At 37.9% G+C, this 23,268-nt stretch carries 25 protein-coding genes; 6 read left to right on the top strand and 19 right to left on the bottom strand.

What is annotated here, in order from left to right:
* Positions 1-13: 13 nt before the first annotated feature.
* The 3 genes from QUF49_RS05855 to trmB all read right to left on the bottom strand — a co-directional run bounded on the left by QUF49_RS05855 (position 14) and on the right by trmB (position 2,259).
* Positions 14-550 (bottom strand): hypothetical protein, encoded by a 537-nt coding sequence (locus tag QUF49_RS05855; RefSeq protein WP_289494791.1) that lies wholly within the window; start codon positions 548-550, stop codon positions 14-16.
* Between the two features lie 129 nt (positions 551-679).
* Entirely contained in the window at positions 680-1,522 is an 843-nt protein-coding gene (locus tag QUF49_RS05850) for a YtnP family quorum-quenching lactonase (protein ID WP_289494790.1), read from the bottom strand.
* 95 nt (positions 1,523-1,617) lie between these two features.
* Positions 1,618-2,259, bottom strand: coding sequence for a tRNA (guanosine(46)-N7)-methyltransferase TrmB (gene trmB, locus QUF49_RS05845; RefSeq protein ID WP_289494789.1), 642 nt, complete (start codon positions 2,257-2,259; stop codon positions 1,618-1,620).
* Between the two features lie 117 nt (positions 2,260-2,376).
* Between trmB and QUF49_RS05840 the strand changes: the two genes are divergently transcribed.
* Positions 2,377-2,673, top strand: a complete 297-nt coding sequence (locus tag QUF49_RS05840) for a YtzH-like family protein (protein WP_289494788.1) — start codon at positions 2,377-2,379, stop codon at positions 2,671-2,673.
* A 51-nt stretch (positions 2,674-2,724) separates the two neighbouring features.
* Here the strand turns inward: QUF49_RS05840 and QUF49_RS05835 are convergent, their stop codons facing one another.
* The 6 genes from QUF49_RS05835 to thpR form a co-directional block, all read right to left on the bottom strand.
* Complete coding sequence (locus tag QUF49_RS05835; RefSeq protein WP_425590455.1) at positions 2,725-3,507, bottom strand: phosphotransferase; 783 nt, start codon at positions 3,505-3,507, stop codon at positions 2,725-2,727.
* Between the two features lie 153 nt (positions 3,508-3,660).
* Complete coding sequence (gene pulA / locus QUF49_RS05830; protein WP_289494786.1) at positions 3,661-5,799, bottom strand: type I pullulanase; 2,139 nt, start codon at positions 5,797-5,799, stop codon at positions 3,661-3,663.
* Positions 5,800-5,895: 96 nt separating this feature from the next.
* Positions 5,896-6,246 carry a hypothetical protein gene (locus tag QUF49_RS05825; RefSeq protein ID WP_289494785.1) on the bottom strand — a complete coding sequence of 117 codons (351 nt, stop codon included), beginning with the start codon at positions 6,244-6,246 and terminating at the stop codon, positions 5,896-5,898.
* Positions 6,247-6,341: 95 nt separating this feature from the next.
* Positions 6,342-7,265, bottom strand: coding sequence for a diacylglycerol/lipid kinase family protein (locus QUF49_RS05820; protein WP_289494784.1), 924 nt, complete (start codon positions 7,263-7,265; stop codon positions 6,342-6,344).
* Between the two features lie 49 nt (positions 7,266-7,314).
* Positions 7,315-8,100 (bottom strand): hypothetical protein, encoded by a 786-nt coding sequence (locus QUF49_RS05815; RefSeq protein ID WP_289494783.1) that lies wholly within the window; start codon positions 8,098-8,100, stop codon positions 7,315-7,317.
* 20 nt (positions 8,101-8,120) lie between these two features.
* A complete protein-coding gene (gene thpR / locus QUF49_RS05810; RefSeq protein WP_289494782.1) occupies positions 8,121-8,681 on the bottom strand; it encodes an RNA 2',3'-cyclic phosphodiesterase in 561 nt (186 codons plus the stop codon).
* 112 nt (positions 8,682-8,793) lie between these two features.
* Between thpR and cysK the strand changes: the two genes are divergently transcribed.
* Positions 8,794-9,726 carry a cysteine synthase A gene (gene cysK, locus QUF49_RS05805; protein ID WP_289494781.1) on the top strand — a complete coding sequence of 311 codons (933 nt, stop codon included), beginning with the start codon at positions 8,794-8,796 and terminating at the stop codon, positions 9,724-9,726.
* Positions 9,727-9,766: 40 nt separating this feature from the next.
* Here the strand turns inward: cysK and QUF49_RS05800 are convergent, their stop codons facing one another.
* Genes QUF49_RS05800 through QUF49_RS05790 form a run of 3 tightly spaced genes read right to left on the bottom strand, consistent with a single transcriptional unit; the run spans position 9,767 to position 13,407 of the window.
* Entirely contained in the window at positions 9,767-10,948 is a 1,182-nt protein-coding gene (locus tag QUF49_RS05800) for an MFS transporter (RefSeq protein WP_289494780.1), read from the bottom strand.
* A gap of 20 nt (positions 10,949-10,968) precedes the next feature.
* Positions 10,969-12,375, bottom strand: a complete 1,407-nt coding sequence (gene pepV, locus QUF49_RS05795; RefSeq protein ID WP_289494779.1) for a dipeptidase PepV — start codon at positions 12,373-12,375, stop codon at positions 10,969-10,971.
* Between the two features lie 24 nt (positions 12,376-12,399).
* On the bottom strand, positions 12,400-13,407 hold the full coding sequence (locus QUF49_RS05790) for a potassium channel family protein (protein ID WP_289494777.1): 1,008 nt from the start codon (positions 13,405-13,407) through the stop codon (positions 12,400-12,402).
* A 447-nt stretch (positions 13,408-13,854) separates the two neighbouring features.
* Between QUF49_RS05790 and QUF49_RS05785 the strand changes: the two genes are divergently transcribed.
* Entirely contained in the window at positions 13,855-14,073 is a 219-nt protein-coding gene (locus QUF49_RS05785; RefSeq protein ID WP_066243921.1) for a DeoR family transcriptional regulator, read from the top strand.
* A gap of 111 nt (positions 14,074-14,184) precedes the next feature.
* On the opposite strand, the gene QUF49_RS05780 is transcribed toward QUF49_RS05785, so the two are convergent.
* Both QUF49_RS05780 and QUF49_RS05775 read right to left on the bottom strand, forming a co-directional pair.
* A complete protein-coding gene (locus QUF49_RS05780; protein ID WP_289494776.1) occupies positions 14,185-14,823 on the bottom strand; it encodes a PRC-barrel domain-containing protein in 639 nt (212 codons plus the stop codon).
* 41 nt (positions 14,824-14,864) lie between these two features.
* Positions 14,865-15,593, bottom strand: coding sequence for a pseudouridine synthase (locus tag QUF49_RS05775; RefSeq protein WP_289494775.1), 729 nt, complete (start codon positions 15,591-15,593; stop codon positions 14,865-14,867).
* A gap of 103 nt (positions 15,594-15,696) precedes the next feature.
* Here QUF49_RS05775 and QUF49_RS05770 point away from each other — a divergent pair, with 103 nt between their 5' ends.
* Positions 15,697-16,131: a DUF6884 domain-containing protein gene (locus QUF49_RS05770; protein ID WP_289494774.1), complete on the top strand. Its 435-nt coding sequence runs from the start codon at positions 15,697-15,699 to the stop codon at positions 16,129-16,131.
* A 53-nt stretch (positions 16,132-16,184) separates the two neighbouring features.
* Here the strand turns inward: QUF49_RS05770 and QUF49_RS05765 are convergent, their stop codons facing one another.
* Positions 16,185-17,789, bottom strand: coding sequence for a putative polysaccharide biosynthesis protein (locus QUF49_RS05765; protein ID WP_289494773.1), 1,605 nt, complete (start codon positions 17,787-17,789; stop codon positions 16,185-16,187).
* Positions 17,790-18,052: 263 nt separating this feature from the next.
* Here QUF49_RS05765 and QUF49_RS05760 point away from each other — a divergent pair, with 263 nt between their 5' ends.
* Both QUF49_RS05760 and QUF49_RS05755 read left to right on the top strand, forming a co-directional pair.
* Positions 18,053-19,315 (top strand): NAD(P)/FAD-dependent oxidoreductase, encoded by a 1,263-nt coding sequence (locus tag QUF49_RS05760; RefSeq protein WP_289494772.1) that lies wholly within the window; start codon positions 18,053-18,055, stop codon positions 19,313-19,315.
* Positions 19,316-19,462: 147 nt separating this feature from the next.
* Positions 19,463-19,636 (top strand): hypothetical protein, encoded by a 174-nt coding sequence (locus QUF49_RS05755; protein WP_289494771.1) that lies wholly within the window; start codon positions 19,463-19,465, stop codon positions 19,634-19,636.
* Here QUF49_RS05755 and QUF49_RS05750 read toward each other — a convergent pair.
* The 4 genes from QUF49_RS05750 to QUF49_RS05735 all read right to left on the bottom strand — a co-directional run bounded on the left by QUF49_RS05750 (position 19,624) and on the right by QUF49_RS05735 (position 23,258).
* Entirely contained in the window at positions 19,624-19,812 is a 189-nt protein-coding gene (locus QUF49_RS05750; protein WP_289494770.1) for a sporulation protein Cse60, read from the bottom strand. The genes QUF49_RS05755 and QUF49_RS05750 overlap by 13 nt on opposite strands.
* A gap of 89 nt (positions 19,813-19,901) precedes the next feature.
* On the bottom strand, positions 19,902-20,537 hold the full coding sequence (locus QUF49_RS05745) for an SDR family oxidoreductase (protein ID WP_289494769.1): 636 nt from the start codon (positions 20,535-20,537) through the stop codon (positions 19,902-19,904).
* A 240-nt stretch (positions 20,538-20,777) separates the two neighbouring features.
* Positions 20,778-22,697, bottom strand: coding sequence for a putative bifunctional diguanylate cyclase/phosphodiesterase (locus QUF49_RS05740; protein ID WP_289494768.1), 1,920 nt, complete (start codon positions 22,695-22,697; stop codon positions 20,778-20,780).
* Between the two features lie 258 nt (positions 22,698-22,955).
* Complete coding sequence (locus QUF49_RS05735; protein ID WP_289494767.1) at positions 22,956-23,258, bottom strand: rhodanese-like domain-containing protein; 303 nt, start codon at positions 23,256-23,258, stop codon at positions 22,956-22,958.
* Positions 23,259-23,268: the final 10 nt, after the last annotated feature.

Here is a 23,268-nt window from a genome sequence, read left to right as displayed (position 1 = left end):
AGGGCTTTTTAGATTATCGATATAATTTTGTTTGATTGTAAAGATTATTATCGATCTTGAATTTGGTAGTAAGGTATTGACGTTTTTCCCAAACTGTCAAAATGAACAATGGAATAATAATTAACATGAACAACAATGCTGTTACTACAATCCAATCCATATGTGTTCCAAGTTCTGATTCACGTGCTTTTTTATAGTCTTTAATTTTTGGGTTTGCTTTGGCAACAGCTGCTTCTGCTAAAAGTTCATTCTTGTCAGCGTCATAAAAAACAACTTCTGTGTGATCAAAATAAAAAATGTTATCTCTAACCGTATCATAATTAGCGATTGCTACTGTAACTTCAGAAGCTTCTAATTCTGAGTCTTCATTCGGATATGTCTCAATGTCAGATAAAGTTAAGGAACCTTTTTTTAGATCCTTATGTTTACTTTCAATACCTTTTTCAATCGTCTTTTTCATTTCATCTGTGGCAGTTTCAGCAGACACAAATGTCCCCATTGATAAAAACAGTGCTAGAACGGTAAAAATGGCTACTAACTGTTTTTTCATATTTTTAATCCCCTCTCATTTTACCTCTTAAGATATAAATAAAAATTGATAAATTCATGCCTCTCATATTTTAACATATCCTGTCGTTTCAAACATTCACTTGAAAATGGAAAATATGTGACGATTTTTTCACATTTTTGGAGATCGCGGAACTCTCTCTGTCAACACACCGTTTTTATCCCACTTAACGGCACGATAGATACAGTCATGATAAAAAAAATACCATGTATCAGGTTGTATCCATTTTTGTTTTTGAAAGATTGAAGTCATCGGATAATCATCATAAGCAAGTACCCAAAGCGGGTTATGATGAGCGTGTGTCGGCATAATATCACCGATGTGATATACTTTTTCACCGTCTTCTAACGTGAGTTCAATAAGTGAATGACCATCACTATGCCCACCTGTATGAACCATCCTAATCCCATTTAAAATTTCAATTTCTTCTTTGAACGTTTTTACTTGGTTTTGAATGGGCTCCCAATTTTCTTTCCAATATGTATTTTGCGACCTAATATTCGGATTTTGCAGTTCGTTCCACTCTGTTTCTGAAGTGTAAATAATAGCGTTTTCAAAAACAGGAACCAGCTTGTCATCTTTCCATCGAGAAAGTCCGCAGGCATGATCAAAATGCATATGAGTCATAAGTACGATATCAATATCAGCAGTCGTTAATCCCTCTTTTTCAAGACTTTTTTCAATTTGAGATTCCTCGGTGACTCCATAGTTCCTTCTTTGTTTTTCTGTTAATTTCCCGGCACCTATACCTGATTCAATCAAAATGTTTTTCCCTTCAAATCCTTGAACGAGAATAGGTTCCGTTCTTAACTCGATCTGATTTCTTTCGTTAACGGGGTATTTTGTTTCCCACAATGGTTTAGGAACGACTCCAAACATAGCCCCGCCATCCATATGTGTTACCCCACCATCTAACCATGTAAGCGTTTTACTTCCGACTTTCCACTGATCCATAGCTCCTTCTCCCTTCACATTTTTTATTCCCTACAAGTGTATCATAAGAAACAATGAAGAAAAGAAAAGAAAAAACTCAAGCAGAGGCTTGAGTTTTAGGAACGAAATTGTGCTTCCATTCTGTAAATACGGTCCCCTTTTTCAGAGAATTTTTCTTCATACTCTGTCATGACGTTATCTTCCATATGACTTTTATGGAGATCAAGACTTACGTCATTAAAAAACATTCCGTACGTTGACATACTGTGAAGCGAGTATTCAAATAAACCTTGGTTATCAGTCTTAAAATGAATTTCCCCTGGTTTCTTTAATACTGTTTCGTATCGTTTAAGGAAACTTTCATGAGTCAGTCTTCTTTTAGCGTGCTTTTTCTTTGGCCAAGGATCTGAGAAGTTTAAATAAACACGATCAATTTCTCCTGGCTCGAAATAATCGAGTAAATGTGTTGCATCTGCTCGAATCAGTTTAACATTCGGCTTTTTATCCTCGAGAATACGATCGAGAGCAGTAATTATAATGCTATCATAAAGCTCCATCCCTAAATAGTTAATCGAAGGATTCTGCTTCCCCATTCCGTTTATAAATTGCCCTTTACCTGTTCCGACTTCAATATGAATCGGGTTATCATTACCGAAAAAGGAATGCCATTTTCCCTTCATGGATTCAGGTTCAATGGAAACAAACTCTGGATTGTCCATCAATTTATCTTTCGCCCATGGCTTAAATCTTTGACGCATATTTTCTCCCCACTTTACTAACTAAAATAATCTTATTACGAATTAATTTTTATCCCGTAAATCATCTTGCTTTTAAGGATATTTTTTTCTGAAATCCATAAGCTATGCAATGAAAGGATGTGCAGCAAAATGCCATTAAATCATAATGATCAATTGCATATCATCAGAGATCTTCTTCAAGACCATTACACCGATTGTGCTGGTTCACCATCAGAATGTGCACAGCTAGAACGTCTTGCTGCACATTTAATGCAGAATGGTGAAGTCCATGAAGAAGTAAGGAACATTTTGACTAACATTAACGAATATAGTCATACAGGCTTTACTCATCAGCATTTGGAAGAACATATAACAAGCCATCGCCCACACTTAGAGACATGGATTAATACAATTCAGACACATCACCCATATTAAGACACTATTCCCTAGGAAATAGTGTCAGATTAACTTCTATATTGTCAGCTTTTAAATCGAACCTGCAAGTTTTTTAATATTTTCTGCAAATTGGGCAGTCTCTTTTGACTGTCCTTTTTCTTTATACCAGAAAAAAGAGCTTATCGTTTGTGCCAAAACATACCAATGCATTCTTCTCTCTAAATGATCATCTAATGTCTCGCCATATATGCCAAGCCATTCTTCCCAATTTTCATAAGGGATGTAGCTGTACAGCAGCATCCCTAAATCAAGTGCAGGATCAGCTATCATCGCGCCGTCCCAATCAATTAGGAACAGTTCGTTAGAATCACTTAGCAGCCAATTATTATGGTTTACATCACAATGACACACGACTAAATCATCAACTTCGACTTCAGATGCGGTTTCCATAAGATAGGCAAACGAATCATTGATGATTTCAAGATAGTCTTTTTCTTTGCGCATTTGTAATTGAATATCATTTAAAAGATCAACCGGTGTTAATCTCTTCTTTTCAAGTCGATTCATCATACCTAGTAGCTCCTGCGATCGATGAATTTTCGCTAAAAGTTTAGCTACATTTTCACTTTTCATATCGGCTGCTTTCAATTCCCGCCCGTTCAGCCATTGTTGAGCTGTGATTACATCCCCATTACCAAGTCTTTTCGTCCATAAAAGTTTAGGGACGATTCCCTCAGCTGAAAGAACAGCTAAAAACGGAGAGGAATTGCGCTTTAAAAACAGTTTTTGGTTCCCGTATTCAGCTATATATGCTTCTCCTGTTGCTCCACCAGCAGGGGAAACCTGCCAATCTTCTCCCAAAATCTGTTCCAAATTGTTCACCTTCTTGTCTAGTTAAAGAATCCGTTTTTATTAAATGTTCATTCAACAAAGTATTTCATTTCCGTATCTAAATAAATTACTGCGAAGTCATTATTTTAACACAAAAAAACAAGAAAAGCACTCGATTCTTCATACTTTACAAACCTATACACTATATAACATCGAAAAAGACAATGGATGTAATGTGTAGCAATTAGAGCTTAATACTCTTTCATTGTGCACTTCATCTTCAATCACTACGCTCCAGCTATCTTGATTAAGAGGGATACTTATTGGCTGTAATGTTTGATTAAAAAGCAGTACTACTTTATTCCAATGAGAATCCTTACTTATTTTATCGGTCAAAGGAAGTTGTAATTTAAATCCTATTGCGCCATCTGGAAGTTTCCATTCAATGAGTTCACTTCTGTTATCACTAAAAACAGCTTGCTCTTTTCTAATTTTAATTAGTTGTCTAAAGTAAGCAACGTCATTATGATATAACTCACATCTGTTCCAATTGATTGCATTAATCTTATCAGGAAGATTGTAGCTGTTTTCTGCTCCGTGTTTCGTTCTGAAAAACTCTTGCCCGGCATGTATAAAAGGGACACCGCGTGCAAAGATCGTGAAAGCTAACGCAAGCTGCTGACGTTTTCTTCGGATGCTCTCACTTTCGTGTGGATGCCGAATAGCCAGCAGGTCGTATAATGTATGATTATCATGACATTCTGTATAGTTAATGCTTTGTTCAGCGTTTAAAAATTTATCGTGATTTCCAGCATACCCTCTCATAACATGTGCCATTTGGTGTTTAATTCGATCCTCTTGATTTCCATTTATAAAACCTCTGTGACCTTCTACAAAGATACTTCCTTTCACATGATCACGAAATGCATCATTAAAGAAAGAGTAGTCAGGCATCTTTTTCGCTGATGAGAGGGAGGCTTTTTTCTCAGGTTCTAAATAAGTATTTAAGTCCCAGCCTTCTCCTAACAAAAATACTCCTGGATTCAACGATTTTAACTTTTTCGCAGCTATATTCATTGTTTCTACATCGTGTATTCCCATAAGATCGAAGCGAAATCCATCAACTTTATATTCGTTCATCCAGTAAGTGAGAGCATCTAGTATAAACTTTCGCATCATTTTTCTTTCTGAAGCTGTGTCATTTCCAACCCCTGTTCCGTTCACAGGCTTACCGCCATCATCATAACGAAAATAATATCCAGGAACGAGCTTTTCAAATGATGACTCTTCCAGTTTATACACATGGTTAAAAACCACATCTAGAATCACAGAAAATCCATTATTTTGAAGGCTTTGAATCAGCATCTTAAGTTCTGTAATTCTGCATACAGGGTCGTGTGGATTCGTAGAGTATGATCCTTCAGGTGCCAAAAAGTGGACAGGATCATATCCCCAGTTATACTCTTTTTCCGGATTCGTTTCATCAACACTTCCAAAGTCAGCGACAGGCATTAACTGCACATGACTAATACCTAGACTCTTAAGATAATCCAATCCCGTAGGATAGCCTTTTGATGTTGTCGTTTGCAATTCAGTTAATCCTAAATACTTGCCTTTATTTTTGATACCGCTGTCAGAATGAATCGTAAAATCCCGCACATGAACTTCATAAATAACGCTGTTTGTTTTTGAACGGAGGTTTATCTTTTTTTCAGACCGATTCCAGTCTGCAGGATCTGTTTCAGGAAGATGAACAACAACTGATTTTTCACCGTTTATTGTAACTGACCGTGAATATGGATCAGTCGTTTCCACCCATTCATGATTCACTTTTGCCAAATAAGTATACTCTGTTAAATGATGATTACCTTCTAAGGTAGTTTGCCACAATCCTTTTTCATTTCGATCCATCTTTTGCTCAAAATAAGAGTTTGAATGAGCTGGTTTGTACTTGAGTCTTATCTCATAAGCAACTGGTGACCACACCTTAAACGTAGTGAACTCAGGTGTGAAAGTCGCGCCAAGGACGCTATCATCGTAAAAAAGGGTATCAAACTTTTCTGTTCTAACGATACTTCCTACCATCAAGGGGATTCTTCTGTCGTTATAGGTAATCCAATATTCCTTAAACAAATCGAATGGTGTTGATGTTTTGCATTTATATATAATCTGTTCATGATAATGTTCTTGCTTATCAATAGTTAATGGCTGAGCGGTCCCTTTGTCATCTACCAGTGAAAGTGAAGGGATGATCGAAAAGGGCTTATTCGCTACAATTGTTATCATTGAAAAATCATCTATATAAGCCACCAACGAAATACTATCTATACTCATCAGTCACACCCCTTTAAATCGCTATTACATCATATTGAACTTAATTTGATTTTGTTATTCCTTTACATGAAAAAAAGAGAGAGGGAATCCTCCCTCTCAATCAGCGTTTAAATATTTGTTCTTTACGATTCTGCCTGTGATAACAAGGGCAGCATAAATGATCACTGGAACAATAATCCCGATCAACAGCTGGTCATTCGTAATATTTAATAGCCATTCTTTAATTCCGGATTTCTTATGAATCAATGCAACCCAGAGAACTGCAAAAAGTGCGATATTAAATAGATCTGTCCATTTCATTTTTATTCCCCACTCATATGTTTTTATATTTTGATGTTTACGCAAACTTTGTTGCTTTTGAAAGTGGTTGATTTCCGTTACAGATACTCGCTTTCCGCGGGGCGTACGGTGAGCCTCCTGCCGCTTTGCGCCATTAGGAGTCTCCACCTGACCGCTCGTCCCGCAGGAGTCTCGTACCTTTCACTCCAATCAACTTGCAATGAAGAAAAGTAAAAAATGATATTATCCTTTAGAATTGAGCCTTATATTTTCACAGAAACTGAGGCAGGTTGGATAACAATTTCAATCGGTGTTGTTCCCTTGTATTCACCATCAGCATGAATAGCCACTGGATGTTTCGTGGCAACTGCAATTTCTTTCCCTTTCAATTGAGAAACACCTTGCACTTTCACATGTCCGCCCCAAAATACCGATATAAAAAGCAGCAAAAGCTTAAGGATTGATAGATTATGTACAACACAAACATCTAAAATTCCGTCGTTGTATTTCGCTTCAGGACAAATTTTCATGCCCCCTCCATAATAGGGCATGTTTCCAACAGCTACAAGCCAGACGTTGTGAAAAACATACTCTCTTCCATCTAATTTTATTTCCATTGTACCTGGCCTATAGAACCTCAGGACTTTAAACAATGTGACTACATATGCAAGCGTTCCTAATTTTAACTTATGTAAGTACTTTTTGTATATTGCCTCATTTGTGTACTTTGCTACTTCTCCGTCTAGACCAATACCGATGGCACTAATGAATGCTTGGCGTTTCTTGCTTCTTCCTGTTAATTGCATTTCCCCTGAGTCGGTTTTAATCATCCGATTACGCTTTAGATAAGAGATTTGCCTTTTAACACCTCTTACTTCTTTAGTAAGCACACGAACGATATCGTTCCCTGAGCCACCTGAAATGAATCCTAGCGGAATACTTTCATGATCTTTAATCCCATTAAAGACTTCATGGATCGTACCATCACCGCCTACAGCTATAACGGCCTTTATTAAATCTTTGTTCATGTATGTAATCTTTTTAGCAATTTCAACGGCATGACCACTATGTTCTGTATAAAACGTTCGATAGGGAATTCCTTCCTGATCCATCGCCTTTTTTAAAGATTTAAATGTTTTTACAGCTTTTGCATTGTTTGAGTTAATAATAAAAAAGTACTTTTTCATTCAGCGAGCCCTCGATTTACGGATTTTTAAAGACTTTCGACAAAATTCTTTAAATACCTTCAAAATGAAACTCAGACTCATTGGACAATGGATCTTTTCTGAAAAGAGAGTTTGTTACACCTATCCTTAGCAAGTCAGATACAAATTTTAATTGCTGACTTTTAATAGGTGCTGGATTCTGCTGCAGCTGCGTGTGCCACTCTTGAAAGTTCCGCTTGTCTATATATGAAATCTTTCTCCAGTCATTTGAGAAGTCAATAAAAGCATGGGGAGCAACAATGCACGGTTTTATGGATAGCTGATTCTCATAAGGCTCCCAAAATTCTCTTACCATCGAATTCATTCGATCGAGACGGATGATTGGACTTAAAACCGTTTCTTTTTGATCTGAATGAACATTCTTCCAAAATCGCTTGTTATCTTGTGCTTCTTGCCATATCCCTTCACCGTTCATCCAAACGATCAGCCAGACGTCTGTCGGTCCTGCTAAAATAACATCTAATTCAACTCCAGCATTTTTCACTTGCAGCACAGGTTCATAAAACAATAAATAATTATCAGGGATTTCTTGAATCAAAAATTGCAGCGTTCTATCCTGAACAAACCGCTTGTCACAATTTGAAATTTCTTTCACCGTAGATGTAGCCCAGTTTAATTGATGAGTAAATAGTTTATTTCGGAATTCTTTATGCATTGCATTTTGATTTTGATTTACTTTGTTTTGCTTGAAAGCTTTCCAGCGATTCTCTTTAATTCTCGTAAATAACGACTGATAATGGTACAGGTTATTTTCATATCGTGAAACATAATCTTGTAATTTTACAAGCTGTGACATTCTTCTCTTCTCCTCTCCTTTTAATTTTGTAATGAAAAGGATTGTACAATTTCATATTTAGGCTGCTTTTCTGTATGCGTTTCGTAAATCACGATTTTCTCAACATTGAACGGTATTTCCTCACCATATTGTTTCCACCAATCCGCGGCGTTTATTGAACGGTCTTCAGAATCAATATGTTTCCGTGCAAGTGTAATATGAGGAGCATATGGTCTGTTCTCTAATGTAAAGCCAGCTTCCGTACATACATAAGACACTTGTTTTTGCAGACGATATAAACTGTGTTGCTCTTTTATACCTGCCCAAAAAATTCGAGGGTTTTGTTTATTTCCGAAAAATCCAAAATGGTCAACCTTTAAGGAGAACTCATCATGATTTGTTACTTCTTCTTTTAATAACGAATGAAGTGTTTCCAGCTGCCGAGTTGATGCAGATCCTAAAAAGGCTAACGTAATATGAAGATCTTCTAAATGTACCCATGTTTTAAAATGATGATCTTTTTTGATATGCTTGCAGAATTCCGCAAGTTTTGTTTTCAATTCTGCAGGAAGCTTCACAGCTATAAAATAATGCCTTTGCATAAAATCACACCACCTTGTTTTATTTTATCAAATTTATTAATGTGTCTATCTGCTTTTTTACCACAACACTTATTTGTTATACTTGTAAAAGCAACGAAAAGGAGTGCAAATGATGAGAGTCGTTTCAAACATCGCTGATTTAATTGGAGATACACCTATTGTGAAGTTAAATCGTCTTCCTCATAAAGATGGAGCCGATGTATATGTTAAATTAGAATATTACAACCCTAGCCGAAGTCTTAAAGACCGAGCTGCTTTTAACATGATTGTTGAAGCAGAAAAAAAGGGCTACCTTAAAGAAGGGTCTACGATTATCGAACCTACTTCAGGTAACACTGGAATCGGCCTAGCTATGAATGCAGCCGCTAGAGGATATAAGTCTATTATTGTTATGCCTGATACGATGACAGAAGAAAGAATTAATTTATTAAAAGCTTATGGTGCAAAAGTGGTTCTCACACCTGGTGATGAAAAGATGCCAGGTGCAATAAAAAAAGCACGGGAACTTGCTGATGAAATTCCAAACAGCTATATGCCGATGCAATTTGAGAACCCTTCAAACCCAGATGCCCACCGTGGCAGTACTGCCGTAGAAATTAAAGAAGCAATCGAAGAACTGAATCAGCACTTTACTGCTTTTATCGCACCTGCAGGAACTGGCGGTACGATTACAGGCACTGGCGAAACGCTTAAGTCATTCTTTCCCGATCTGACTGTTCATGTGGTGGAACCAAAAGGATCACCTGTTTTGTCAGGCGGAAAGCCAGGAAAGCATAAACTTGTCGGGACAAGTCCTGGATTTATACCACCGATCTTAAACCAAAAAGTCTATGACGAAATCGTACAGGTCAATGATGAAGATGCTTATACGATTACAAGACGACTAGCTTCAGAAGAAGGAATATTAGTCGGTCCATCATCAGGGGCTGCCGTTTATGCCGCTTTAAAAATTGCGGAAAAGCGAAAAAAAGGTGATGTGGTCATCTGCATCACATGTGACTCTGGAGAACGCTATTTATCAAGCGATTTATTTCAGTTTGAATAAAAACAAGGCATCCCAATCATCAACGCGGGATGCCTTTATTTTATATGGACCTGTGAAGTAGTATGCGTCCTTGCACTTCCATTCTGGAGAGAATAAAAACCATAAATAGCCCGGCAAAAGACAGTACGCCAAAGAATAAATACGTGTAGAAGATGTTGAACTTATCAAAAATAACACCGCCTACAAACGTACAAAACCAGGAACCTAATCCATTGCCGACAGCTGAGTATAACGATACTGCTGTAGCTCTCACCTCTATGGGTGTGTAGGTACGTACATATTCCATCGCGGCAGGAATAAACAAACCTACCGAAAATCCTTGTACAACAGTTGTTATCAGTACTACTGAATATGACGGTTCAAAAAAATAAAACGTCCAGCGGACAGCAGAAACGGTCGCAGCAAATATCATAATGTTCATCATGCCCCACCTTTTAATCGTCAGTCCAGCAAACTTCATAAACGGCGCTTCGCTTCCAGCTGCAACTAAGAAGGCTAATCCCACTCCTGCAAGTGTTCCGCCTGTTTCCTGAATATAAAAACCGAAATAAAAGTTGTTTGCAAAGATTGGGCCAAACACTAGAAAAGTGGCCGAAAGAAAAACGAGATAGGAAGGCATTTTAACCAGTTGATCAATTCCCTTTCTAAGGTCTGTCTTAAGCGATTGACTTTCTTTCGGCATCCTTACAACAAATAAAACACAGATGATAAGAACAGTTGTAAACATATAGAAAATAACGTGTATGCCAAAGACTTCAGCGAGCCTCCCAGCCAGATAAACAGCTATTGCAAATCCAACCGCACCGAACAGTCTATAGTTTCCATATTGTTTGTTTTCTTTTTGGACGTAATTTAAAAGGATGCTGTCTGACACAGGCACTAAGGCACTTTGCATAAAGGAAAACACGACGAGTAGAGCAATAAGCCATACATATGATTCCAAAAGAAAGATGCTATAACCTAATACAGCTGTTAACAATAGGGATAGAACCAGTACTGATCGTGGACGTCTCGTATAATCCGTTGCTATGCCCCATAAAGGCTGAGCAAAGATCATAACAACTGGACTTATAGACATTAACGTACCAATTTCAGTTCCGCTAAGTCCCACTTCTTCTTTAAAATAAACACCTAATAACGGGAATAAGCTCCCTAGACCAAAAAAACTCAGTAGATAAAAACCTTTTAGACTGATAGAGGTTTGGTCAAACGTTTTCTTCATGATGTACCCTCTCTTACAAGCTATTTTGCCAGTTCATAAATGGCTTGTGCATAAATCGCTGCAGCAAGAAGCAAATCTTCTACAAACATATGCTCATCCTTCTGATGAGCAACATCTTCCCTGCCAGGGAACAATGCTCCGAAAGCGACACCCGTTTCTAATGAACGTGCATAAGTACCTCCGCCAATTGCCATTAATTCACCCTTTTTACCTGTTTGTTCTTCATACACTTTTTGCAGTGTTTTAATTAATGGATGGTTCTCTTCCACATAGTTAGGCGGATTGTTTTCAATAATTCTCATTGACCAATCACCTGACTGTGCTCGTTCTTTTAATGAACTCTCAATAACATCACTATCGTGTGTAACAGGATAGCGAACATTCATCCCTACTTTTCCGCCTTCTGCTTCGTTAAAAGCCATGACCCCTACATTTACCGTTAATTTGCCGCTCTCTTCATCAACTGCCGAGATACCTAGTTTATTTCCTGTATGTTCACCAGTCACATCTTCCAGCAAGTTTAGAAACGTCTTAGCTTGTCCCGTAAAAGGGCTGTTCTTTAAAAATTCACCAAGTAAAAGACCCGCATTCATTCCTATTTCGGGAGTACTTCCATGCGCTGATTTACCTTTAACCTTTAGGATGAGTGCATCGTTTTCTATTAAAGCGTGACATACTATTCCCCTTGTCTTTCCGAAGCTTTCGAACGCTTGCTGCAGTTCCTCTAATCCTATACCCTGGATTTTAGCTTCTGCTTGATCTGGGACCATATTTAAACGCTCACCAGATTTGAAAGTTGTTAACTGCAATCCTACACTTCCTGCTGTGTCACTCCCTGCTATACTAAATTCCACATCGAATATTCCTTTTTCAGCGGAGATGATTGGAAAATCAGCATCAGGAGCAAATCCGATTGATGGCATTTCTTCTTTCGTAAAGTAATGTCTTACACATTGCCAGTTGCTTTCTTCATCACAGCCGATGATCATTCTGACTCTCTTCGTTAAAGGCAGTTTTAGTTCCTGAATGATCTTCATTCCATAGAAGGCTGCCATAGTCGGACCTTTATCATCGATCGCACCTCTTGCAAAGATTTTCCCATCCTTAACTTCTGCCCCAAAAGGATCTACTGACCAACCTTCACCAGCAGGCACAACATCAACATGACAAAGAACACCTACGATATCTTCTCCGCTTCCGATTTCAATGTGTCCTGCATACCCATCCACATTCTTAATGGTCATACCGCTTTCTTTACCTAGGTCTAGCAAATATGTTAATGCACGTTCAATTTCTGGTCCAAAAGGTGCACTTTCTTTAGCATTTTCCTCATCAAGAAGACTTGGAATGCGCAAAAGACCTTTTGTATCCTCCATCAATTTTTCTTTTCGAACTTCAACTTCTTCTTTCCAATTTATTTGATCCATAGTAAAGCATCCTTTCTATACGATTTATTTCAACGATTCGTAAACGTCTTTGCTGCAAATGATATATAGCCGTGCATCATCACGTATTCTATCGTCTAATTTTTTGTTTATGGCAAGGTCATTTCCGTCTGCGATTAATGTTGCTCCTTCTCTAAGTAAGCCGTCAAAAGCATCTTTATACGTTTTCCATTCTGCCTTTTTCCGTACTTCAAACAAATTCTCTCCTTCTTTATGTGAAAGAAGCTGAGTGTATATGTCTGTAATTCCTTTCGAAAATGCTGAACGCACCGCCATACGTGATACCGTTTCATGGCTCAAAACAAACTCATCTACTTTAGCATGCCTAAAGTTCTTAATATGCTCTTCTTTTTTTATCTCAACGGTGCTATGTATATGCGGAGTTAATCTTTCTACAGAAGTTACGATTAAGAGCGTTTTACCATCAGCTAATGCCGAGTCGCGAATAGAGTCATCCGAAAAGACTAGCACTGATTTTGCTTCTTTCAAATTTGCTTGGTTTAAAGTGGCTTCCATTGAAGGATCACCTTGAACATAATGAAGATTATGATGAGTCATAGGTGTTACGGTTAGTTGATCAATAAGTACGATTTCAAGTTCAGGGTGAGTTTCAATAATCTCATTTACAGCATATTTTGCTTTTTCAGACCAGCCAATAATTACGAAATGATTTTTCCCTCTAAAATTCAACCTTCCTTCCTCCTTATGTTTTCGATGAGCTCCCAGTGCTTCAACAAGTTTTCCGATCGCTAGACCTGCAATACCAATTCCAACTAAAAAAATAAATATCGCGTAGATTCTGCCTGCAACGGAAACTGGATAAAAATCTCCATATCCTACCGTGGTTACAGTTGTCATCACATACCATAGGGCGTCAAACCACCTTGGAAATGTTTTAGGTTCTAATTCATGCATTACAATTGAAGAAAAAATGACGATAAAAAAAGTAAAGGAGAAAATCCCAAGTTTGTTTAATACGATCAGGCGATTCATAACCTTTTGCAAAATGTACACCTTATCGCTCCTAACTTTTCACGAATTTTTTAACCCTTATATTGTACCTTTTTCCCTATAGAAATGGTGAGACAGTTTCAAATAGTTGGGATATATTAGGTGTTGACAAGCGTTGACTTTCGTGTATAATGGTGCGTAAATGGGAGGTGTGGTGTTGCTTAACTGACAATTTTCCTTTGTCTTGGGATCATATGTTCGTTATGAGTTTTTGCTGCATAGCCGCACAGACATCTTTTGAACGTTTTGAACATCTAATGGCTTACGCAGCGGAGGACCAATATGGCTTCTTCGCTTTTTTGTTTACAAAAAGGGTGGGTCTTATGAAATTAATTAAAAAATTATTAAAACAATATTAAAAGGATTGTAATACATCATTCATATTTCATTAACTTTAGACTGGTATCATATAGTGTGTTAACAACTATCTAAATAACAAGGAGTGGTTTTTTGAGTCCTTCAACTGACAGAATGTTGAATCGTGTGAAAGCCCTGTATTTGTTTATTCGCAAGAAAGGTACTGTAACAACACGAGAACTAGTTGAAGAATTTGGAACTACACAGCGAACCATCCAAAGAGATCTGAATGTGCTCTCTTACAACAATTTAGTAACAAGTCCTGCCCGAGGTATGTGGGAAACAACAGGAAAGAAAGTTAAAGTTTCTTAAGAAAGATATGTAAAATAATACGGATAAGCATAAATAATAACCCCGCTATAAATAGCGGGGATTTTTTTATGATCAGTATTCTTGGAAGGAGATTGTCCACTCTTTGTAATGTTAAATCTCTTCAGGACTGTTTTTTAAGAGCAAGTCCGGTGTTCTTTCGATTTTCCATTCTTGGTTTTTCCAATCTGGTTTCCCAGACACAGGCATAAATTTATCGTCGTTGCCAAATAAGTTTTTCCAGAATCCCTCTGACAGAGAGAATCCTATTACTTGCTGACGATCTGCATCAACTATAAGGTCTTTGATCTTTCCGACCTTTTCACCATCTTGATCGATGACCGACCAATCTTTTATAGCCCTATAGGAATAGCATTCTTTAGGCTCGTCTCTTTGCTGTTCGATCCCAGCAAACACTAGCTTATCTTCATTAAATTCTTTTACCTGGTGCCATGGAATAAAGAACGTATCTTTTGTGTAGCTCTCGTTGGTTTCAGGATAAGCACTCCCTGTCATTGGGGTGTTCTGTGTACCGATACCTGACGTGGCAGCAACCACTGTTTCCATATGCTTATCAGCCGGCATTTCTTCTCGTTGATTGCTGTAATGATCGACTGTATACGTGAAATAACATAGACGATGATCATACATGTTAAATAGGATATCGTTTATTTTATGTTCAGTCTGTTCATTTACATCAGCTGTATCGTTCTCAGCTTTTGCACCCATTAATTTTTCCACAGATAATTTCATTGAGCGACATCTCCTTTTTATTGGAAGATACCCCTAATAAATTATTCAAAAACATCCTCTTTTAAAGATAGTAAGTTAAGTTCCTCTTCAGACAATTCGCGATATGTTCCTAGTTCCAGTGATTCATCCAGTTTTAGTTGACCCATCTGAATTCTTTGCAGGTATACTACTTTTCTTCCGATCGCTTCAAACATTCTTTTTACTTGGTGAAACTTACCTTCTGTAATCGTAAGTTCGATCTCTGATTCATCCATGTTATTCTGAAGCACTTTCAAATAAGCTGGCTTTGTTTTATATCCATCCTCTAAAATGACACCCTCTTTAAAGATTTCTAACGTATCATCAGGAATAGAACCGTTTATTTTGGCAAAATATGTTTTGGGTACATGTTTTTTAGGAGAAAGCAAAGTATGTGCCAACTGTCCATCATTGGTCAAAATTAATAACCCTTCTGTATCTATGTCTAACCTGCCTACAGGAAATGGTTCGAAGTTTTGGTCTTCCATGTAAAGCAGGTCTATAACCGTTTCATGCCTAGAATCTTCAGTGGCAGAAATGACCCCCTGAGGCTTATTCATCATCAAGTAGATGAATTCTTTATAAACTGCCTCTTCTCCGTGAACCAATACATGGTCTTTTTCAGGATCTGCTTGTGTTTTAGGATCTTTTATTACGTCACCATTCAACTTCACTGCGCCAGACTTTAATAATTGCTTAACTTCTTTTCTGCTTCCATAGCCTGTATTCGATAACCATTTATCAATTCTCATAAATAAACAACCTCCACTAATGATCTATTTTTCCTATATTATTGTAAAAAATTGATTGATTTTTGAAAAAACGGGGTAATTTAGTACTATAGGAGGAATTGGAATGAAAAGGAAAATAGGTCTTTTAGCAACTGCACGAAAAAAAGCTTCAAACCCTTCGGCAGCAATAGATTTATACATAAGTCCTCTATTCGTTAAGTCTGTTCAATACGCACAGCAACATTATGATGATTTTTACTTCTTTAGCGCAAAAGAAGGACTTTTAACGAAAGACCAATACATTGAACCGTATAATGTTTCTATCAAAAATTTTTCTACATCTAAAAAACGGGAGTGGGCTCACAAAGTTATTCAAGATCTAGAGAAAAACAATAAGCCCTCTCAATGTAAAATCTATATTCATGGCGGATGGGTGTATCGTGAATTCTTGCAGCCAGAGTTAGAAAGAGCAGGTTTTCAATTTGAAGTTCCACTCGAAGGCTATAGCATTGGAAATCAGCTAAAATGGTATGACGAACAAAATCACGTTAAAAAATAACCCTCACCACATTAAAAAGAAGGCTTTCTATCAGCCTTCTTTTTTATTTTTCCCTATTTTCTGCGTTTCAAGAAAGGTATACGGTCTCCTAAAATAATATTTAATAACCCTGAACGGTAGCTTAGGAAACCATAGACCGCTCCTCCTGTAATAATACCAGCGGTCAGCTTAATTATAGTATCAAGTCTTGTTTCTGAATCACCTAAAAGATTAGATACAACCGTAACAGCTACGGCCATTGCTGCGCAGAATAAAGTAATCAGAACTGTTCTGCGATAGACCCATTTAAATGAAAAGCCACTGTATTTTTTTATTATATACAGGTTAAACAAGATAGAAAGAGTATAACCAATATCTGTTGCAATTACTGAACCCGTTCCGCCAAACAGCAATAACAAAGGCTTGTTAAGAAGAAGTTTTGCAAGAAAACCAACAGATAAACTTATAAATGCATACCGCTGCTGGTTTAGCCCTTGCAGGATTGCTGCTGTTACAGTAAACATCGCAAACCATAATGCAGTCGGCGCGTACCATTGAAGATAATAACCGCCTGTTTCCATGGAAGACATTCCAAAAAGTGCTCCGTATGCCGGATAAGCAAGAACCGTTAAACCGATCGCCGCAGGTGCGGTCAGAAACAACACCATTTGGAAGGTCTGTGTGATCTGTTTATGAAGTACATCATCGTTATTTTGTGTAAATGATTTTGTAATAACTGGAATCAGTGTCAGCGCTAAAGCTGTTGCTAGAGAAACAGGGATCATAACGAGTTTATGTGCAATCTGCGTAATGATCGCAAATACGGATTCAGCTTTCTCTTGAGAATAATCCATACTTTTCAGCGTTTTTACGATCGTGAACTGGTCAATCATCTGATAGAGAGGAATCGCCAGGCCGACCGCTACAAATGGGATGGCGTATTTGATTGTCTCTTTATAAATATCTGATAAAGAAATATCAGCAACTGGTTTGCTTTGGTCATACATCTTTTGCAGATGAGGTTTTCGCTTTATCCAGTACCAGATCAGAACGATCAGACCTGCAACAGCACCAAGGGTTGCAGCAAAGGTAGATAGTGCTACTGCAGTAGTTAAATCACCGTCTAATAAATTCATCACAACAAAACTAGCAACAAGGATAAACACAATTCGTACGATCTGCTCTACAACTTGTGAAACAGCTGTAGGTCCCATCGACTGAAAACCTTGAAAGTATCCGCGGATCAAACTCATCGATGGTACAATAATTAAAGCTGTACTCACCATCCGGATAACGAGCGTAATGTCATCTATGCTATTTCCTTGTCCGCCTTTTTCACTAATAATCTGTTGAGCTAGAACAGGTGCTAACATGTACAGAATAATAAAGGCCAGGGTTCCGGTTAAGGTCATGACGAGCAGTCCGGATTTTAACAGTTTTCTGCCTGTTGCATAATCTCCTAAAGCATTATATTTAGACACGAACTTAGAAACAGCAAGCGGAACTCCCATTGTGGAAATACTAAGTAATATGGTATATGGAATATAAGCATAGCCGTAAAGAGCCATGCCTTGTTCACCTACTAGATTTGTAAATGGAATAACAAAGATTAATCCGATGAATTTAGAAAAAAAGGTTGCAGCGGATAAAATCAATGTTCCACGAAGTAATCGAGACAACTATTTTCAGCTCCTACTAATCATCCTAAATAAAATTGACCTGACTCCATATGTTTCCGTCAGGCTGAAACCTAGTCTTGTAATCCTTTTTGACTTAAATCGCCAAAAACATTATTGATATTGTATCACATAAAAAGCGGATGTAACCTCATTTAACTTTTTGCAAAAAAGTAAGGATTATGAAAAGCATAGTCTTTTAAAATAAGCTATGCTATTGTAGAAAATAATTTGTAGTCATGAACGTTTAAGAAAGTTGGGATTGTATGATTTATGATTGTATTGTGATCGGAGGAGGTCCCTCAGGCCTTATGGCCAGTGTTGGTGCCGCTTCAAACGGGGCTTCTGTCCTTCTTATTGATAAGGGAGAAAAGCTGGGACGCAAGCTGGCGATTTCAGGTGGCGGACGCTGTAATGTAACGAACCGCCTGCCTGTTGAAGAAATCATTAAACACATACCGGGGAACGGCCGTTTTTTATATAGTGCATTTTCTGTTTTTAATAATGAAGATATTATCGATTTTTTTGAGGGGCTTGGCATCCAGCTGAAAGAAGAAGATCACGGCCGAATGTTCCCTGTCTCGAACAAAGCTACAGATGTAGTTGCTGCTCTTTTACAAAGGATTAAACGGCTTGGTGTTCAGATTCGGACAAACACACCTGTAAAAACAGTGCATTATGGAGATGAGCTCCACGAGATCATCCTTCAGAGCGGTGAGAAACTCCAAACAAAGTCTATCGTTATCGCGGTTGGCGGTAAATCTGTTCCGCATACAGGCTCTACTGGAGACGGGTACGCTTGGGCAAAGAAAGCAGGGCATACGATTACTGAGCTATATCCAACTGAAGTACCTATTACTTCAAATGAAACGTTCATAAAGCAGAAAACATTGCAGGGAATTTCCTTGCGAAACGTTTCCCTTTCTGTTTGGAACCCAAAAGGTAAGCTGATTAAAGCTCATCAAATGGATATGATTTTTACCCATTTTGGTGTTTCAGGACCAGCCGCTTTAAGATGCAGCCAGTACGTAGTAAAAGCGCTAAAAAAGTTTAATGTCCCATCTATTGAGATGAGAATTGATTCTTTTCCTGAAGAAAATGAAGAAGCGCTTCTATCCGTTTTACAGCAAAAGATTGATGCAGAACCGAAAAAGGCCTTTAAAAACGTCCTTAAAGGGTTACTCCCAGAAAAGTTTCTTCATTTTTTAATTGAGCGAGCTGAGATTGACGGTGACTCTACAGCCGACCAAGTTCCTAAGCAAGCACTGCGGCAGTTGGCTGCTCAAATGAAAAGTTTTTCTTTTTCTGTTAACGGAACATTATCGATCGAAAAAGCTTTCGTTACAGGCGGCGGTGTTTCTGTAAAAGAAATTGCTCCCCAGACGATGGCATCCAAGAAACAAGAAGGTCTATTCTTTTGCGGAGAAATTCTAGATCTGCATGGCTACACAGGCGGCTACAATATCACGGTTGCCTTTGTGACCGGAAACATCGCTGGAACAAATGCAGCTTATCATGCATTGAGCTAGTCTCTTGTTCAAAAAAGGGGACGTGATCCATTTTCGGTTCACGTCCTTTTTCATGAAGAGCCTTCGGTGGATTTGCAGATCCAGAATGAATGCTTGATGGTTTTATGTTTTTATGTGTTCCTCATTGCAAGTTGATTGGAGTGTAAGATGCGAGACTCCTGCGGGACAGGCGGGCAGGTGAGACACTTAAGAGTGAAACGTACGAATGTGGCTCACCGCCTGCCCCGCGGAAAGCGAGCATCTGAAACGGAAATCAACCACTTTCAAAATCACCAGAGCTCACCAAAACAGCTTTATAAAAAAACTTGCTATTTTTTATAAATAATCATCGCAGAAAACGAAAACATGGTCTCATCCTCGGAATGAACGTTATCACAAACCGCAATTTGATACTTAATATCAACTATGTTTTCAGTAGGAATCACACTCAAGAACTCGTTTACACTTTCCTCTAGATCATCCTCATGGTCTTCATCAAAAATCTTCACTTGAATCATAAAAAGCATCCCCCTTTAGCCTAGAGATTTGTTCTTTCTTTCGGCTTTGGCGGATGCTTTTCCTTTGTTGTGATTTGACTAGTTTTGTCTTACAGATTTTCGAGTGCTGTCTGAATGGGCATTTCGCCTTCAATCAATTCAAATACTTGATGGCTAACCTTTTCATTACCGAGACATGCAGCAAGAGTCCTTGCCACGTCAGCACGGGGGATGGAACCACGCTCATCTAACTTCTTCTTTGCTTGAATCAAGCCCATTCCATCTTCGTCTATTAGTGCACCTGGACGAAGGATCGTATAATTTAATGAGCTTTCCAAAAGCACGTTATCTGCTTTTCTTTTAGCTTCTAAATAATGTTGCAAGCCTTCTGGACCTTTTTCTGGAGTATCTGCACCAATTGAACTTACCATAATAAATTGGTTCACATGATGTTTTTGTGCAAGATTAATGGACTTTACAGCACCCTCATAGTCTACAGCGTCCGTTTTTTCAGGACCTGTATGACCCCCGGATCCAGCTGTGAAAATGACAGCATCAATGTCTTTAAACACATGGTCGAAGTCCTGCTCTAAGTCCCCTAAGACAGCCTCGATATTTGGATGCTTAAAATGTTCTTGCTGTTCTTCTTTTCTAACCATCGCTTTCACGGAGTGTCCTTGATCCGCAAGTATATTGCACGTTAATTTACCGATATTTCCGTTTGCTCCAATTACGAGAACATTCACGACCTATCCACTCCTTCTATTTGTCTACTTATGTAGTGTTTCACGAAACAGGAAATGTAAAACATTTTGTTGTGGATGTAAGTGTAAAATGTATGCTTACCTTTGACTCCTGAGGGTACTTTTATTCTCCGTTTAGCCTGATTTGTTTTCATCTAAATTTTTTCGTCAACAAAACCCTATTTGGCTGCAAATACAAAAAACTTAAAAAACCGCTGACATCGCGGCTTTTTAAGCCTCATCTTAATTTATTACCATATTTTTTTGTAAATGTATCTCTAAATCATTCGCATGAAGCGGCTTATACAAGTGATACCCTTGGCCGTAAAGACAACCAAGCTCTAAAAGGAACTCAATCTGCTTACAGCTCTCAATGCCTTCAGCAATGACGCAAAAATCGAGGTTATGCCCCATATCAATAATTGTTTTAACTATGGCGCCTGCCTTTAAATCTGTCAAAATATCATCAACAAACAGCTTATCTATCTTTAACGTATCAACAGGCAATTGTCTTAAGTACGTTAATGATGAATACCCTGTTCCAAAGTCATCGACTGAAATACGAATCCCTTTTGCTCTTAAACGGGTTAAAACAGGAAGAGCTTCGTTCATGTTTTGCATGGTGGTGCTTTCTGTAATCTCTAGTTCTAACGAAGATGCCGGGAAACTTGTTTCAGAAAGAATGCTCTCTACTCTTTCTATAAAAGTTTCCTCAAGCAGCTGCCTGACTGAAATATTTACAGAGATTAAGAGGTCCTGAAAACCATTCTGATGCCACTTTACGCCTTGCAGGCAAGCATTCTTTAAAACCCATTCTCCAATCGGTATGATCATTCCCGTTTCTTCAGTAATTGGGATAAATTCTGCAGGGGAAATAATGCCTTCATCTTCTTTTTTCCAGCGCAGCAATGCTTCTACTCCTACTATCTTTTTTGTATCGATCTGCACTAAAGGCTGGTACACAAGAAAGAATTCGTTATTGGTTAATGCTTTTCTTAAGCCATGCTCAAGATTTAATCTTCTTTCCATCTTCTCGTCACGCTGTTCGGTAAAGAATTGATACGTGTTACGACCGCGTTCTTTTGCTTGGTAAAGAGCCGAATCCGCTCGTTTTAAGAGTGTATCACTATCAGAACCATTGCCAGGATATGTGCTGATCCCGATACTAGGTGTTGTAAATACCTCTTGTCCACTCAACATAAAAGGTTTTGTAAAAGCTTGAATGATTTCTTCTGCTATCGTTTTAATTTCAGATTCATCATTAAATTCGATTAGAATCAGAAACTCGTCTCCGCTTCTTCTAAACACTTTCCCTTTAGAATTCACCGTAGTTTTTAGAAGCTCTGCCACTTTTTGCAGCAAAAGATCGCCAAAGCTGTGTCCGAGTGTATCATTCAAAACATTAAAACGATCAAGGTCTAAATATAAAAGAGCAAGGTTGTTTTTTTTCAAATCCGCTTCTTTCATTTGTTCTTCAATGGTTTGCATGAATCCATTGCGATTCGGAAGACCGGTTAACTCATCATAATAGGCCATATGCTGAATGGTTATCTCTGCACGTTTTCGCTCGGTTATATCAATGAGTATAGAGTTAAAGTCAATTAATTCATTTTTTTCATTTAAGAACGGTATACCTCGGTCATGAATCCAGCGTATCTCACCATTCGGCTTCATTATACGATATTCACTTGTCGCAATAATCCCACTCTGAATATCTTGAGCTCGTTTTTGAATAATCTCATCATCGTCAGGATGTATCACTTTTTTCCACAATTCTGCATCGTCATAAAAAGCTTGCATCGGATAACCATATAATTTTTCGATACCCGATGTAATAAGCAGCTTATCCGTTTCAAGATTATGTGACCAAATGGCTACATCAATGCTGTCGAATATATTTTGAAGTTTAATTCTGTTGGCTTCTAATTCTAAAAGAGTTTCTTTATGTTTTAATATTTCTTGCTCTAGATCAACCGCATAAGAGTCTTTCACTCTCAGCATTTTATAAACTAGCACTCCAAAAAGAGCAACGATGCTAAGATCAAGGCCGTACATGAGATAGTTTTGACTGTATATTAAGCCTATAGTGCTTACAACGTGCAAGGTAAACAAAACGGCAATTATGTTAATCCACTTTTTGGTTTTTGAATGTTTTAATGGCATTTGAGCCTCCACGGCTAATAAGTATACCTATTCTATCGGCTACTTCCTGAAATTTTTCACAACTACATAGAAAATTAGACAGTCAAAACGTTTTGTTCGTTCAAAAAATTACTCATTTTCATTCTGAATGTTGCTGTTTAACAATGATAAAGATTTAAACAGCCATTTGTTTCAAAATTTCAATATTTGTATAATACACCTGTTCCTTCTAACAAAGAAAAAACTCCCTGCCCATCAAACATGAGCAGAGAGTTTTACTTAGTTTTTATTATATTCCAGCATGCCGCCAGTCATATTTTTTACTTTGTAGCCTTGGTCTTGCAAGAAGTAAGCCACGTTTTCACTGCGTCGACCAGAACGGCAGATGATGATGTGTTCTTCATTTTTATCGATCTCGTTTAAACGATCAGGAATTTCACCCATTTTGATATGAGCCGCTTCTGGAATTTTACCTTCAGCCACTTCCTCATCTTCACGTACGTCAATCAGGGAAATCTTTTTTCCATCCTTCAATAATTGTTTTACTTCGGATGGTGAAACTTCTCTTAATTCATTTTCCATGAAAAAGCCT

The organism is Fictibacillus sp. b24, from assembly GCF_030348825.1.
GTDB lineage: Bacteria > Bacillota > Bacilli > Bacillales > Fictibacillaceae > Fictibacillus.
The sequence above is the reverse complement of the archived record's forward strand: the minus strand, read 5'-3'. Positions and strand labels throughout refer to the sequence as shown.

Bases quoted from the DNA above. Each gene is read 5' to 3' on its own strand.
- QUF49_RS05780 (WP_289494776.1), bottom strand. From the start codon at position 14,823: ATGAAATTATCTGTGGAAAAATTAATGGGTGCAAAAGCTGAGAACGAT.
- QUF49_RS05800 (WP_289494780.1), bottom strand. From the start codon at position 10,948: ATGAAGAAAACGTTTGACCAAACCTCTATCAGTCTAAAAGGTTTTTAT.
- QUF49_RS05740 (WP_289494768.1), bottom strand. From the start codon at position 22,697: ATGCCATTAAAACATTCAAAAACCAAAAAGTGGATTAACATAATTGCC.
- QUF49_RS05770 (WP_289494774.1), top strand. From the start codon at position 15,697: ATGAAAAGGAAAATAGGTCTTTTAGCAACTGCACGAAAAAAAGCTTCA.
- pulA (WP_289494786.1), bottom strand. From the start codon at position 5,799: ATGAGTATAGATAGTATTTCGTTGGTGGCTTATATAGATGATTTTTCA.
- QUF49_RS05815 (WP_289494783.1), bottom strand. From the start codon at position 8,100: ATGTCACAGCTTGTAAAATTACAAGATTATGTTTCACGATATGAAAAT.
- pepV (WP_289494779.1), bottom strand. From the start codon at position 12,375: ATGGATCAAATAAATTGGAAAGAAGAAGTTGAAGTTCGAAAAGAAAAA.
- cysK (WP_289494781.1), top strand. From the start codon at position 8,794: ATGAGAGTCGTTTCAAACATCGCTGATTTAATTGGAGATACACCTATT.
- thpR (WP_289494782.1), bottom strand. From the start codon at position 8,681: ATGCAAAGGCATTATTTTATAGCTGTGAAGCTTCCTGCAGAATTGAAA.
- QUF49_RS05755 (WP_289494771.1), top strand. From the start codon at position 19,463: ATGCGAGACTCCTGCGGGACAGGCGGGCAGGTGAGACACTTAAGAGTG.
- QUF49_RS05820 (WP_289494784.1), bottom strand. From the start codon at position 7,265: ATGAAAAAGTACTTTTTTATTATTAACTCAAACAATGCAAAAGCTGTA.
- QUF49_RS05855 (WP_289494791.1), bottom strand. From the start codon at position 550: ATGAAAAAACAGTTAGTAGCCATTTTTACCGTTCTAGCACTGTTTTTA.
- QUF49_RS05850 (WP_289494790.1), bottom strand. From the start codon at position 1,522: ATGGATCAGTGGAAAGTCGGAAGTAAAACGCTTACATGGTTAGATGGT.
- trmB (WP_289494789.1), bottom strand. From the start codon at position 2,259: ATGCGTCAAAGATTTAAGCCATGGGCGAAAGATAAATTGATGGACAAT.
- QUF49_RS05735 (WP_289494767.1), bottom strand. From the start codon at position 23,258: ATGGAAAATGAATTAAGAGAAGTTTCACCATCCGAAGTAAAACAATTA.
- QUF49_RS05760 (WP_289494772.1), top strand. From the start codon at position 18,053: ATGATTTATGATTGTATTGTGATCGGAGGAGGTCCCTCAGGCCTTATG.
- QUF49_RS05775 (WP_289494775.1), bottom strand. From the start codon at position 15,593: ATGAGAATTGATAAATGGTTATCGAATACAGGCTATGGAAGCAGAAAA.
- QUF49_RS05840 (WP_289494788.1), top strand. From the start codon at position 2,377: ATGTGCAGCAAAATGCCATTAAATCATAATGATCAATTGCATATCATC.
- QUF49_RS05750 (WP_289494770.1), bottom strand. From the start codon at position 19,812: ATGATTCAAGTGAAGATTTTTGATGAAGACCATGAGGATGATCTAGAG.